The following is a 13,053-nucleotide window of genomic DNA, read 5'->3' as shown; positions in this document are numbered from 1 at the left end:
TTTTATTTGAAAGGCAAGTACGAGTGTGACTGCACTGGGGGTGGTGCAGGGTGAGGATTGTGGGTGCGGGGCGAAGACGGGGCGAATAGAATGGTGGGGTGAGTGATGTGCCCCAACCCGATCGGTTCGGATTTCTGCATATCGACCTCAACAGCTTCTTTGCGTCTGTGGAGCAGCAGCTTCATCCGGAGATGCGCGGGAAGCCGGTGGGTGTGTGTGGGACGATGGCCGATACGGGGGCGCTGATTGCTGCGAGCTACGAGGCGAAGGCGCTGGGTATCCATACGCTGACGAAGGTGGGCGAGGCGAAGCGGATCTGTCCGGAGATCATCCTGGTGAATGGGTCGCATACGGAGTACTCGCGGTTTTCCCATGAGATTGCGGCGGCGGTGGAGCGGTGCTGCCCGGTGGCGCATACGCCTTCGATCGACGAGATGGTGTGCCAGTTGATGGGGCGGGAGTGTGAGCCGCCGAATGCACGGCGGATTGCGCTGGAGATCAAGCAGGCGATCAAGGACGATGTGGGGGATACGCTGCGGTGCTCGATTGGGATGGCACCGAACCGGTACCTGGCGAAGATTGCGAGCGATATGCAGAAGCCGGATGGGCTGATCGGGCTGCTGCCTTCCCAGTTGCCGAGGGCGATTGCACATCTGGAGCTGCGGGATCTGCCGGGGGTGGGGGCGAAGACCGAGGAGAGGCTGAACGGCAAGGGCATTACGACGATGGAGCAGTTGCTGGCGCTGGACCGGACGGGGATGCATAGGTTGTGGGATTCGGTGTGGGGCGACCGGCTGTATCACTGGCTGAGAGGCGGTGAGACGGGCGATGATGGTGCTCCGGTGGCGAGCGAGGTGCAGAAGTCGCTGGGGCACAGCCATGTGATGGGGCCGGAGTTCCGGAGCGATGGAGGTGCGTGGAGCGTCGCGCACAAGCTGCTGCATAAGGCGAGCATGCGGCTGCGGATGGAGAAGTTTTATGCGGGTGCGATGACGGTGACGATCAAGTATGCGTTGACGACCGAGCAGGCGGGGCGGATGGGGGCTAAGAAGCATTCCAGCGGGATCAAGAGCAAGGGGTGGGCGATGGAGGCTCGGTTCAAGGATTGTCAGGACACGCTGAGCTTGCTGGATGTGCTGCGGAATGTTTGGAAGCAGAGGCCCAGGGGAGAAGAGTTTGAACGGCCTTTTTTTGTTGGGGTGACGCTGCGGGAGTTGATTCCGGAGGATGAGCATCAGGCTTCGTTGTTTGGCGATCCGGATAATCGTGCGGACCTTTCCAAGACGATGGATAAGCTGAACCTGAAGTATGGGCATACGACGCTGCACTTTGCGGGGATGCTGCCGGCGAGAGACACGGCTCCGACTCGGATTGCGTTTACGCAGATCCCAGTTCAGTACGGCGTGGAGTATATGTAGCTGACGAAGACGTGCATTTACTGCTACAAGAAAGCATGGCTCCATTGCGATTTTCAGTTGGCATCCCGACCTTCAACCAGGCGGAGTATTTGGTAGAGACGATTGAATCCCTGCTGCAGCAGACTCGTCCGCCGGATGAGATTGTGATCTCCGACCACTACAGCACGGATGGGACGGCGGAGATTATTCGGAGGTATGCGGGTAAGGTTCGTGGGGTGCAGCCTCCGCCTGGAGTGAACCTGACGGGTCAGTACAACTTCACGCTGACGAGCCAGACGGGTGACTGGATCACGTTGCTTTCCAGCGACGATGTGGCTCGGCCGAACTTCTGCGAGGTGCTGGAGAGAGGTGCGATGAGGCAGCCGGATGCGGTGCTAGTGCGGACTGGCTGGGAGAACATCGACGCCGCAGGCAAGACCGTGAGCACGAACTATATGCTGAGCGTGCCGAAGGTGGAGCAGCCTCCGGCGACGCTGATCTCACAGAAGAATGGGCCGAAGGTCAGCTTTGCGGCGTTTGCGCTGAAACGTGAGGCTTATATGAAGTCGGGGCCGATTCTGGGGTCGCTGGAATCGCTGGCGGACTGGGGGCTGTTTCTGCAGATGGCGCCGTTCGGCAGCTTTGTTTATGAGCATGAGTTGATCAGTGGCTACCGGGTGGGGCATGACGGAGACAAGTTCCGGCGGCGGCTGGGGATGTGGATTCGCGATGAAGAGAGGATCTTCCGTGAGGTGATTCCGGCGGCGGCGGAACGGTGCGGCATGGCGGACACGGCGTGGATTATGGAGGCGGCCGGCGCGAACTTCCAACGGTATCTTTCCGCGGCGAGTAAGGAGTTCACGCCTCAGGAACGCGGGGAGATCGTCCCGCTGTTTCAATCATGGGCCGGGATGGTTGGGGGCAAGGCGATGCTGGAACGCTTTCGCGCGGGCGAAACGATCGAGACGCCGGCGACACTGCTGGAGCGTGCGAAGTCCTTGCTTCGGCCGCTGGCGCAAGGAGTGCTCGGCCGGCTGCGGCGCTAGCGTGGGGGTGACAAACGTCATCTTCGATTGCTGACAAGCGGCACTGATCTTCTGCTTTGGGTGGGGCGAGACTTCTTCTTGTAAGTCAAGGAGAAGGCGATGCCGACAGCGGAGATGGAAGCGGTTGAGAGCGTGAGCAGGACGGGTGAGGCGGTGGCCTCGCTTGAAAATGTGACGAAAAACTATGGAAGCGTAACGGCACTGGATGGGCTTTCCCTGAAGCTCTATCCAGGCGAGATTGTGGCGCTGCTGGGGGCGAATGGCGCGGGGAAATCGACCGCGGTGCGGCTGCTGCTGGGGCTTTCCGCGCCGACGACAGGGACGGTCACGATCTTTGGGCGCGATCCTCGATTGGCTGCGACGCGGACGCGGATTGGCGCGATGCTGCAGGTGGCGAGCATGCCGAAGACGCTGAAGGTGAAGGAGCATATCGACCTGTTCCGGAGCTACTATCCGAAGCCGCTGGCGGTGAAGGAGATTGTGCGGATCGCGCAACTCTCCGGAATTGAAGACAGGCTGTTTGAGCAGTTGAGCGGCGGCCAGAGGCAGAGGCTGCTGTTTGGGCTGGCGCTGTGTGGAGACCCGGAGGTGATCTTCCTGGATGAGCCTACGGTGGGGATGGATATCGAGGCGAGGCGCGGGCTTTGGGTGCAGGTAAGGGAACTTGCGGCGCAAGGGCGGACGGTACTGCTGACGACGCACTACCTGGAAGAGGCGGATGCGCTGGCGAGCCGGATCGTGGTGATCGATAAGGGGCGCGTGGTGAGCGAGGGGACGCCGAGCGAGATCAAGAGCCAGACGGCGAGCAAACGGATTCGGTGCAGGACGGCCTTGAGTTCAGCGCAGATCTGGACGCTGCCGGGCGTGATCGACGTGGAGCAGACGGATGGCTGGACGTGCGTGACGGCGGGCAATGCGGAGGCGGTGCTGCGGAAGATGTTTGCGTTTGACGAGGGGCTTTCGGGGCTCGAGGTGGTGAGTCCGGGGCTGGAAGAGGCGTTTCTTTCGTTGACGACCAAGCGAGTTTAGGCGGGTTAGGAAGTTCCACGAAATCTGTAACCGATTTTGTTACGAGGAGATTGAGATGGCTACTCTTGCTGTTACACATTCTGTTGTTGCGACTGAGCGGACGTTTGGCGGGACGGTACAGATCTTCGTGAAGGAAGCGAAGTACGAGTTTCTGAAGCTGGCGCGGACGAAGACGTTCTCGCTTTCGACGATTGGGTTTCCGGTGATGTTTTACGTCTTGTTTGGACTCTCGAACAAGGGCCATGAGATGGACGGGATGGACGCTGCGAAGTATATGCTGGCGAGCTATGCGGCGTTCGGCGTGATTGGTGCGGCGCTGTTTGGGGTTGGGGTGGGGATGGCGTCCGAGCGGGCGCTGGGATGGCTGGAGTTGAAGCGCTCAAGCCCCATGCCGGCGATGGCGTACCTGGTGTCGAAATGCATTTCAGCTCAAGCGTTTGGGTTGATCATCGTCAGCTTGCTGATGGGTTTGGCGGTGGCGTTTGGGGGAGTTCATCTGACTGGGCGCGAAGTGGTCATGGTGCTGGGAATGACGGTTGCAGGGTCGATTCCGTTTGCGGCCCTGGGGCTGTTGATTGCACTGCTGGTGCCGCCAAACGCGGCTTCAGGTGTCATCAACCTCATTTATCTGCCTATGTCGTTTATGAGCGGGCTTTGGATTCCAATTCAGTATCTGCCGAAGTTTCTGCGGCCGATTGCGCCTTATCTGCCGGCGTGCCATCTCTCGCAACTGATGGAGACGATCTTTGGGTATCAGCAGATTGGGTCTACCGCTGGGCATTGGGAAGGGCTGGCGGGGTTTACGCTGCTGGTGCTGGGGGCTTGCTGGGCAGTGTTTCAGCGGGCGGAGCAGGATGCGTAACTGAGTTCTTCGTCGTCAGTTCTCAGTTGTCAGTGAGTACACTGGCGGGGATAGGTGAATGTGATGGCTGTGCGTGAGCGGGTTGAGGGGTTGGAGCTGCCGGGGGATCTGTATGGGCTTGGGGTTGCGCGGGAGTGCGAGGAGAAGAAGCATGATGGGGCGAGTTATATCTGGCTGGCTTACTCCATCTTCTTCTTTATCGAGCCGATCATGCGGAGGGATGCCGGGTACTGGCTGCGGCAGGGGCTGATCTATGTGTTTTTTGTGGGCTTGTATGTTGCTTACGTGGAGTTCATCGCCACCAGAGTACGGATTGGGATTCTGATTGCTTTCTTTGTGCTGGGAATCTTTACGATGCCAGCGAATCCCGGAGCTTCGTGCTTCTTCATCTACGTGGCGGCGATGCTGCCTTTCAGCGTGGCTTCTCTGCCAGTGCTGCTGGGGACGATGGTGGTTGAGTCTGGCACGATGGCGATTGAAGGCTACCTGCTTCCGGGGAATCGAATCAACTACATCATCACGGGATTCTTCACGGTGGTGGTGGGGGTGAGCAATATCTTTGTGGCACAGCAGAAGCGGGCTGACCGCAAGCTGCGGCGGGCGCAGGAGGAGAACGTCGAACTGGCGGCGGTGGCGGAGCGGGAACGGATCGCAAGGGATCTGCACGATGTGCTGGGGCATACGCTGTCCGTGATCGTGCTGAAGGCGGAGCTGGCGGGGCGGTTGATGGGGCGCGATGACGTGCGGGCGGCGGTGGAGATTGCCGAGGTGGAGAAGACGGCGCGGACGGCGCTGGCGGAGGTTCGGGAGGCGATTGGGGGATACCGGGCGAAGGGGTTGAGCGCGGAGGTGGAACAGGCCAGGGTGACGCTGGATGCGGCGGGAGTGGTGCTGGAGTGTGATTCGGCTCCACCGTCATTGCGGCCTAAGGAGGAGACGGTGCTCTCGCTGGCGGTGCGGGAGGCGGTGACGAATATCGTGCGTCATGCAGGGGCTACGCGGTGTACTTTGCGCTTTGGGCGGACAGCGGATGGGTTCGATCTGATGGAGCTGACGGATGATGGGTCGGCTGGGGGAGCGGTGCGGGAGGGGAATGGGTTGAGAGGGATGCGGGAACGGGTTGTTGGACTTGGAGGGCGGTTGAGCGTGGAGTGGGAGGCGGGGACACGGCTGGTGGTGGAGATTCCGCATACGCCTGTTACGGGTGTGGGCCAGTGAAGATACGGGTGGTGCTGGCGGAGGATCAGGCGATGGTGCTGGGCGCGCTGGCGGCGCTGCTGGAGTTGGAGCCGGATATCGCTGTCGTGGCGAAGGCTGCGAATGGGCGTGAGGCGCTGAAGGCGGCCGAGCAGACGGGCGTGGATGTGCTGGTGACCGATATCGAGATGCCGGGGATGACGGGGCTGGAGGTGGCGGGGGCGCTGAAGGTGAGTCGACCGGGGGTGAAGGCGATTATCCTGACGACCTTCGCTCGGCCAGGATATTTGCGGCGGGCGCTGGATGCGGGGGCGAGTGGGTATCTGCTGAAGGATCGGCCTGCTTCCGAGTTGGCGGATGCGGTGAGGCGGGTGCATCGGGGGCTGAGGGTGGTCGATCCGGCGCTGGCTACGGAGGCGTGGAGCGCGGAGGCCGATCCGCTGACGGATCGGGAGCGGCAGATCCTGCAGAGGGCGGGTGAGGGGCGATCGAGCGGGGAGATTGCGGGGGAGTTGCGGCTCTCTGAAGGTACTGTGCGGAACTATCTTTCCGAGGCGATCAGCAAGCTGGGGGCGGCGAATCGGGTGGATGCGGCGAGGATCGCCCGGGCGAAGGGCTGGCTGTAAATAACCGTTGAGGCTTGTTTGGCATCCCATGGCAGGTGCAGTTTGGGAGCTAAACGTATGAATGCAAAACGGATGATGGCGATTGGGAGCTGCGTGGCTCTTTTGGCGGCAGCGGGCTGTAAGAAGACGGCGGATAACAAGATCAATTACACGTCGGCGATCAATACGTATTACTCGAGCCGTCCGGCTTGTTTGTGGACGGACTCGGTGAAGTTTCCGGTGCAGGCGGATACGTCCGATACGACGAAGACGCAGGGGTATGACGCGCTGGTCGATCAGGGCCTGCTGATGCGTACGACCGCAGAGAAGAAGGTTTTCATCGTGGCTTCGAAGCAGGTGACAAACTATGACATCTCGGACAAGGGGCGGGGGTCTTGGACGCCCGATACGCAGGAGCCGGGTGCGGGGAACTTCTGCTACGGCAAGCCGAGTGTGAAGAGCATCGACAGCTCTACGCCGACCACGGACAAGCCGGGGGCGACCACGACTGTGGGGTATACGTATGAGGTTTCGGGGGCTCCGGGTTGGGCTACCGCGGCTGAGACTCAGACGGCTTTCCCGGGGGTCGCCGCGCAGCTTTCAGGGCCTAAGACTGCTTCCGCTACTTTGACGAATACTACGAGCGGCTGGGCAGTGACGAGTGGGCCTGGACGGGCTACGAGGCCGGCTAGCTCTGCGGACGGGAAGGTTGTGGAGTAGGTTTTTTGTTTGGGATTGCGGGTCCGGGCCTTTGGGGGCCCGGACCTTTTTTGTGGTGGGATTGCGATGCGAGGACAGAAGAACAGGCAACTGCAACGGCCAATACGGAGGTTCTGAGCTTCGCTCAGAATGACGATCGTAGGGGGGTGAGAGCCTCTTCTTATCTCTAAGGCTGAGGGTCGGCGGTTTCGTTATCAGAAGGGCCGTTGCCGGACATGGCGGCCTGGACGGCGGCGTAGTCCTTCATCTTGTACTCGTGGGGCGGGGTTGCGCCGGCGAGGTAGCGGATGAAGTAGTCCCAGCGGCGGCGGGTCATGTACTGGCTGGCTTCGGCGTAGCCATGATGGACGTTGGGGATCATGAGGAGGTCGAAGTCCTTGTTGGCTTTGATGAGGGCGTCGACGACCAGGAGGGTGTTGGTGGGGGGGACGTTGTCATCCATCGTGCCGTGGGCCAGGAGCAGGTGACCCTTCAGGTTCTTGGCCCAGTTCTGGTTGGCCTGGGAGTCGTAGTTGCTGGTGCCATCGGGGTTTTTGATCTCGAGGCCGGCCCATTTTTCTGCCCAATCGTCTTCGTAGTTGCGGTTGTCATGATTGCCGCTCTCCGCGATGCCGACCTTGAAGAAGTCCGGGAAGTGGAACATGGCGGAGGCGGTGGCGTTGCCGCCGCCGGAGTGGCCGTAGATGCCGATCTTGTCCATGTCGATCCAGGGGTAGCGGGTGGAGAGATCCTTCATGCCTGCGATCTGGTCGGGGATGGTGTCGTCGCCTAGATCGTGGGCGTAAAACTCGTGGAAGGCCTTGGAGCGGTAGGGGGTTCCCATGCCGTCGATGCAGACGACGATGAAGCCTAGCTCCGCGAGGGACTGCATGTCACCGTGCGCGGCGGAGAAGCTGCGGGAGCCGCAGGAGCCGGTCTGGGGGCCGGGGTAGACGTGGTTGATGATGGGGTAGTGGCCGTCCGTGGTGAAGTTGGTGGGGCGGAAGAGCAGGCCGTAGATGTTGGTGTCGTTGTCACGGGCTTTGACCATGATCTGGACGGGGGGAATCCAGCCGGTGGCCTTGAGGCGGGTGATGTCCTCATGGGCGACCGAGACGGCGATCTTGCCGGTGAAATCGCGGACGACGGTGACCTGAGGGTCGGTAGGGGTGGACCAGGTGTCTACGAAGTAGTGATTGTCCGGCGAGGGGGTGACGGTGTGGTCGCCACGCTCGGGCGTCAGGAGGGCGAGGTTATCGCCGGTGAAGTCTACGCGGTAGTACTTCTGGAAGTAAGGGTCTTCGTTGGGGTCTTTGCCGACGCCGCGGAAGTAGATGACGCGCGCTTTTTCGTCTACGACGAGGACCTGGGTTACGTTCCAGTTTCCGTGGGTGATCTGGGTTTTGAGCTTGCCGGTGTTGGTGTCGTAGAGGTACAGGTGGCCCCAGCCATCGCGCTCGGAGAACCAGAGGAGCTCGTTGGTGGCGGCAAGATAGTGCCAGTTGACCTTGTCGTTGCCGCTCTCGAAGAACTTGGGGGCGGTCTCGCCCATGACCTCACGGATCTCTCCGGTGGCGGGGTTGGCGATGCGCATCCACTCCTGCCTGTGGTCGCGGGAGGTGGAGACGAAGGCGAGGTTTTTGGAGTCCGAGGACCACTGGACGTCGTCCCAGCCGCTGCCGCCACGGCAGCTGATGTCGTCACAGAGGGTGGAGCGGTGCTGATCCGGAGCCATCTTGAGGCGGACGAGTTTGGACTTGTCCGAGTCTTTGCCTTCGAGGTTGATGACGACGCGCTCGATCATGGTGACGTCTTTATCGCCGACGAGGGGGTACTTGAGGGTGGTGAGGGTGGGGTGGCCGTTGGTGACGTTGGTGAGGTAGAGCTCGCCGGTCTTGCGCTGGTCCTGCTGGAAGGTGGCGATGTGTTTGGAGTCCGGCGACCAGACGAGGATAGGGTTGTCCGAGTGGGACCAGCCGGCGTTATCGGTGGCGTAGCCGTAGTTGGGTATGCCGTCGGTGGTGAGCTGGGTCTCCTTGCCAGTGGGGAGGTCGCGGAGCCAGAGGTTCCAGTCACGGATGAAGGCGGCTTTTTTGCCGTCGGGCGAGACGTCTACGCCACCCATGGCTTTGCCCCGGCGGCCGGTCTTTGGGGCTCCGGCTTCCTTGGGGTCGAGTTCCTTGCAGACGCCGTCGCCGGCTAGATCGCAGGAGATGCGCTTGCCGGCAAGGGTGGTGAGGACGGTCTTGTCGGCGTCCTTGAGCTCAAAGTTGGTGATGGGGAGGTGATCGGGCGAGATGGTCTTCTTGGAGAGGGCCAGGGCGTTCATCGCGGAGGCGAGCTTGGCCTGGTCGAAGGCGGGGGCTTTGGCGGACTTTGCCGGGTCTACGAGCATGAAGGTGTTGCCCTTGGCGCCGGTATCGCGATACCAGAAGCGTCCGTCGGCGAGCCAGGTTGGGTTCTCAACCGCGTGCATGACGAGAGGGTTGGTGTTGTAGGGCATGAACTTTTCAGCCTGGGCGTAGTCGGCGTCGGTGTAGACGCGGGGTGCCTGCTGGGCGGCGGCAAAGGTGAGGGTGCAGGTGAGGAGGGCGGCAGACAGGTGCTTCAAAGGATGCATGTCGAGAGGATCTCCGGCCGCTGGGAGAAGCGGGGTGAGGTGGGATTTGTTGCGTGGCGATATGGTGACGAAGCTGGAATGGAGTTAGTTTACATTTCGGTGATATCTGAGGGTGGAAGTTGGGTGGCTTGCTGGTTCGGGCGGGGTTCTTCCAGCTGTCAACTATCAGCCGTGAGCTACCAGCTAGGGCTTTTCGCTCCCGGGTTTCAAGGCGTGGAGGAGTTGGCGGAGGATGCCGGTCCAGACGGGTGCATCGTCTGCGCTGAGGGCCATGCGGCGGACGAGGCGGCGAACGTTGGGCTCGCGGGAGTTGGCGGGATGGCGGCGGGTGTAGCCGGAGTCGTCCAGAACCTGCTGAAGGAGTGAGGTCAGGCGCTCGAGGTCCGCGGCGGCGGCTGGGGTTTCAGTGGGGGGTGCGGGTGGGGTGAGGGTTTCGTCGCCGAGGGCTAGTTGGTACAGGCAGACGGCGGCGGCCTGGCCGAGGTTCATGGAGAGGTGATGATCCGCCGTGAGGGTGTTCATGGGGATGGTGAGGAGGGCGTGGCAGTGGCTGAGCTCTTCATTGGAGAGGCCGGTTTTTTCTGATCCGAAGAGGAGGGCGATCTTGGCGGCGGGGTCGGTGCGGAGGGTCTGGCGGACGGTGGCGGCGGCTTGATTGAGGGTTTGGAGGGGGTGTTGGAGGGCTCGTTCGCCGACGGCGGTGGTGCCGAGGACGAGGGTGCAATCGGCTACGGCTTCTGCGACGGAGGCGGGTTCTGTGGCGGCGGCCAGGACAGAGGAGGCGTCTACGGCGGATTTCGCGGCGGCGAAGGGGACGGGAAAGTCATTGACGATGCGGAGATGGGCGAAGCCGAGGTCGTGCATGGCTCGGGCGACGGCTCCGATGTTGGAGGGGTTGCGGGCGCGGACGAGGACGACTACTACGCGGGATTGGTCGATGGTGGAGTCGAGCGCGGGGGGACCTTGGGGCATACGGCTATTTTATGGGGCGTTGCTGGTACCAAAGAAAAACCCCATGTCTCAGGAGCGAGACATGGGGCACCCGATGTTCTGAGTGAGCTTTATTTGTGACCGTGCTCACCGCCGCCGCCACGGGGGGCGTCATGCTGCTCCTGTCCGCGGGCTGCGCCGCGCTCCTGGCCGGGGGTTGCGCCGTTTCGGGCTCCGGCTGCTGCGTCATTGTTGGCGTTGTGCTTGTCATTGTTGATGGACTGGCTGACGTTGTTCTGGCGCTGGTTGATCTGACCGCGCTCCTGGCCGGTGAGACGTCCGCCGTTGGCAGCGCGGTCTGCGTTGGCCTGGCGATTGATGCTGGCGTCACGGTTTTCCACGTTGCGGGTCTCGCCGGGGGTCATCTGGCCGGAGCGGATGCCCTGGTTGACGCGAGCCTGCTGGTTGCCCTGGCGGGTGTTGACCTCGTTGGCGGTGCCGAAGCCGTTGCGGTTGCCGCCGACGACGGGGGTTGCGCCGCGGGCTGCTACCGCTCCCTGGGTCATGCCGGGACGCTGGAAGGCTGCGTTCTGGGGATGACCGCCATTGGCCGAGGCGAAGTTGGCCCGGTTCTGCTGCGCGGCCTGGAAGTGGCTCTGCTGCATGGACGTGGGGGCGATATGGTTCTCATGCGAGAACTGCGCCTCCTGCGGGGTGGGGCGGGCGTTGACACCGTTGGGGCCGCCGTTGAAGCTGGCGTGGTTAAAGTTGTTGTTGTTCACGATGACGGTGCGGTCGACGTAAACGTTGCGGAAGCCACCGCCGACGTGCATGACGGCGGTGTTATAGGCGAAGTGTCCGCCATCCCAACGTCCGCCGTAGAAGCCCGAGCCACCGTAGCCGAAGCCGTAGTTCACGCCACCGTAGAAGCCGACGTGGGGACCCCAGTAACCTTCATGGAAGCCATAGACTCCACCGGCGAAGCCCCAGTACGGGGGCGTCCAGAGAACACCGACCGATGGCGGCTGAACCCAGACGCCGGGGACCCAGTAGTAGCCAGAGGGCGCGTAGGCCCAGTAGCCGGGGGTCCAGAGATAGCCATCGCCGGGGCAGATGGGCTGGGCGTAGACGGGTAGGGCGGGGGGAGCGAAGCCTACGGAGATGAAGATGCCGGCGTGTGAGACGGCAGGGGCTGCGACGAGGGATGCAGCGATGACGAGCTTGCGGAAGGGGCTCAGGGAGATCATGTTTGTTCCTCTTTCTGACCGGCTCTTGTGGCCGGGGCGGTTCTTGTGGCTGCCTCAGTTGGAACCCGACGAGGCTGAGGAAGTTTTCTTTTTTCTTCGAGAGAATTGGTGTGGAAACAGGCGAAAGTGCCCTCCCTTTCGACCTCCCTCAGCGGCTAAAGCCGGAGTCGTGGCGTTGTTTTTATGGCGGGACTGAAGTCCCGCCCTTTCAAAGCGGATTCGATCAAGGTTGCCTTAGGGTTTGGGGGTGAAGTCGCGCAGGTCGGCGACGGCGGCGGCGTCCAGCTTCATGAGCATGGCGACGACGAGGTCTACGGTGCGATCGAAGTCCTGGCGGTTGACGATGCCGTTGTGGGAGTGGGTGTACCGGACGGGGACGACGAGGTTGATGGTGGGGGTGCCACCGCTGGAGGCCTGCATCTCGGCGGAGTCGTCTCCGTAGCCCTGGACGAGGTCTGCCTGAAGGGGAAGGCTGGCGGATCTGGCCGCGGCTCGGGTGAAGGCTACGAGCTTGCGATTGGGGATGGTGCTGGAGTCGTAGAGGAACATGCCGGGGCCTGCGCCGAGTTTGACCTGGGACTCCTCCGGGTGGGCTCCGGCGGTGTCGCCGGTGATGCCGCCTTCTATGGCGATGCCGATGTCCGGCTTGACGAGCTGGGAGGCTGCCTTGGCACCGCGAAGGCCTACCTCCTCCTGCGTGGTGGCGACGTAGAAGAGCTGGTTGGGGTGCGGCATGGCGGAGGTGCGGCGCATGGCTTCGAGGAGAACAGCGCAGCCGATGCGGTCGTCCCAGCCTTTGCCGAGGTAGTTCTGAGTGCCGTTCATGACGGTGAAGGGCGAGTCGGGGACGACCGGGTCACCGGCCTCAACGCCCATGGCGAAGACCTCCTGGGCGTTCTTGGCACCAACGTCGAGGTAGAGGGAGTCGCGGGAGAAGACGCGGGTGCGCTCTTCGGCGGGAACGATGTGAATGTCTCGGATGCCGGTGACGGCGTGGACGGGGCCCTTGGAGCCGATGATAATCCAGCGCTGGTCGACGAGAGCCTGGTCCAGCCAGCCGCCGAGCATCTGCATGGTGAGGAAGCCGTTGGGGGTGACGCGGCGGACCATGCCGCCGAGCTCGTCCATGTGGGCGTCGATCATGATGCGGGGGCCCTTGGTTCCCTGCTGCGCGATGACCGAGCCGGTGCCGTCGTAGCGGAGGGGCTCGGTGATGAAGGGCTTCATCTCAGGGACCATGATGGCGCGGACGGCTTCCTCTGCGCCGGGAGGTCCGGGGGCGTCGGCGAGGCGCTGGAGGAGGGTGAGGGTGCGGTCTGGCTGCTGGGCTGAGGCGAGAGAAGCTGCGAGGAGGAGGGCCAGCGCGGCAAAAGTCTTCATGGGCGCAGGATAGCATTCAGGATTCAAGGTCCGCTAAACTT

At 62.3% G+C, this 13,053-nt stretch carries 11 protein-coding genes; 7 read left to right on the top strand and 4 right to left on the bottom strand.

Translation table 11 applies throughout. The features are described 5' to 3' along the window. Positions 1-98: 98 nt before the first annotated feature. From ACIX9_RS01510 to ACIX9_RS01480, 7 genes are all read left to right on the top strand, one after another. Positions 99-1,418, top strand: coding sequence for a DNA polymerase Y family protein (locus tag ACIX9_RS01510; protein WP_041596881.1), 1,320 nt, complete (start codon positions 99-101; stop codon positions 1,416-1,418). A 44-nt stretch (positions 1,419-1,462) separates the two neighbouring features. Next, complete coding sequence (locus ACIX9_RS01505) at positions 1,463-2,443, top strand: glycosyltransferase family 2 protein (RefSeq protein ID WP_041596880.1); 981 nt, start codon at positions 1,463-1,465, stop codon at positions 2,441-2,443. A gap of 99 nt (positions 2,444-2,542) precedes the next feature. Next, positions 2,543-3,472 carry an ABC transporter ATP-binding protein gene (locus ACIX9_RS01500; RefSeq protein ID WP_013578703.1) on the top strand — a complete coding sequence of 310 codons (930 nt, stop codon included), beginning with the start codon at positions 2,543-2,545 and terminating at the stop codon, positions 3,470-3,472. A gap of 55 nt (positions 3,473-3,527) precedes the next feature. Then, a complete protein-coding gene (locus ACIX9_RS01495) occupies positions 3,528-4,334 on the top strand; it encodes an ABC transporter permease (RefSeq protein WP_013578702.1) in 807 nt (268 codons plus the stop codon). 63 nt (positions 4,335-4,397) lie between these two features. Next, positions 4,398-5,552 (top strand): sensor histidine kinase, encoded by a 1,155-nt coding sequence (locus ACIX9_RS27255; protein ID WP_013578701.1) that lies wholly within the window; start codon positions 4,398-4,400, stop codon positions 5,550-5,552. Continuing rightward, positions 5,549-6,157 (top strand): response regulator transcription factor, encoded by a 609-nt coding sequence (locus ACIX9_RS01485; RefSeq protein WP_269744685.1) that lies wholly within the window; start codon positions 5,549-5,551, stop codon positions 6,155-6,157. The genes ACIX9_RS27255 and ACIX9_RS01485 overlap by 4 nt, the downstream gene beginning before the upstream one ends. A gap of 57 nt (positions 6,158-6,214) precedes the next feature. After that, positions 6,215-6,856 carry a hypothetical protein gene (locus ACIX9_RS01480; protein ID WP_013578699.1) on the top strand — a complete coding sequence of 214 codons (642 nt, stop codon included), beginning with the start codon at positions 6,215-6,217 and terminating at the stop codon, positions 6,854-6,856. Positions 6,857-7,022: 166 nt separating this feature from the next. On the opposite strand, the gene ACIX9_RS01475 is transcribed toward ACIX9_RS01480, so the two are convergent. The 4 genes from ACIX9_RS01475 to ACIX9_RS01460 form a co-directional block, all read right to left on the bottom strand. Further along, complete coding sequence (locus ACIX9_RS01475; RefSeq protein ID WP_013578698.1) at positions 7,023-9,455, bottom strand: S9 family peptidase; 2,433 nt, start codon at positions 9,453-9,455, stop codon at positions 7,023-7,025. Between the two features lie 183 nt (positions 9,456-9,638). Then, positions 9,639-10,427, bottom strand: a complete 789-nt coding sequence (locus ACIX9_RS01470; RefSeq protein ID WP_013578697.1) for an RNA methyltransferase — start codon at positions 10,425-10,427, stop codon at positions 9,639-9,641. Between the two features lie 89 nt (positions 10,428-10,516). Then, positions 10,517-11,632: a YXWGXW repeat-containing protein gene (locus ACIX9_RS01465; protein ID WP_013578696.1), complete on the bottom strand. Its 1,116-nt coding sequence runs from the start codon at positions 11,630-11,632 to the stop codon at positions 10,517-10,519. Positions 11,633-11,866: 234 nt separating this feature from the next. Further along, positions 11,867-13,012, bottom strand: coding sequence for a M42 family metallopeptidase (locus tag ACIX9_RS01460; protein WP_013578695.1), 1,146 nt, complete (start codon positions 13,010-13,012; stop codon positions 11,867-11,869). Between the last annotated feature and the right edge of the window lie 41 nt (positions 13,013-13,053).

This window comes from Granulicella tundricola MP5ACTX9 (assembly GCF_000178975.2).
Classification (GTDB): Bacteria; Acidobacteriota; Terriglobia; order Terriglobales; family Acidobacteriaceae; genus Edaphobacter; species Edaphobacter tundricola.
The sequence above is the reverse complement of the archived record's forward strand: the minus strand, read 5'-3'. Positions and strand labels throughout refer to the sequence as shown.

Excerpts from the sequence above, each read along its gene's own strand:
- ACIX9_RS01480 (WP_013578699.1), top strand. The coding sequence starts at position 6,215 with ATGAATGCAAAACGGATGATGGCGATTGGGAGCTGCGTGGCTCTTTTG.
- ACIX9_RS01475 (WP_013578698.1), bottom strand. The coding sequence starts at position 9,455 with ATGCATCCTTTGAAGCACCTGTCTGCCGCCCTCCTCACCTGCACCCTC.
- ACIX9_RS01465 (WP_013578696.1), bottom strand. The coding sequence starts at position 11,632 with ATGATCTCCCTGAGCCCCTTCCGCAAGCTCGTCATCGCTGCATCCCTC.
- ACIX9_RS01500 (WP_013578703.1), top strand. The coding sequence starts at position 2,543 with ATGCCGACAGCGGAGATGGAAGCGGTTGAGAGCGTGAGCAGGACGGGT.
- ACIX9_RS01460 (WP_013578695.1), bottom strand. The coding sequence starts at position 13,012 with ATGAAGACTTTTGCCGCGCTGGCCCTCCTCCTCGCAGCTTCTCTCGCC.
- ACIX9_RS01495 (WP_013578702.1), top strand. The coding sequence starts at position 3,528 with ATGGCTACTCTTGCTGTTACACATTCTGTTGTTGCGACTGAGCGGACG.
- ACIX9_RS27255 (WP_013578701.1), top strand. The coding sequence starts at position 4,398 with ATGGCTGTGCGTGAGCGGGTTGAGGGGTTGGAGCTGCCGGGGGATCTG.
- ACIX9_RS01470 (WP_013578697.1), bottom strand. The coding sequence starts at position 10,427 with ATGCCCCAAGGTCCCCCCGCGCTCGACTCCACCATCGACCAATCCCGC.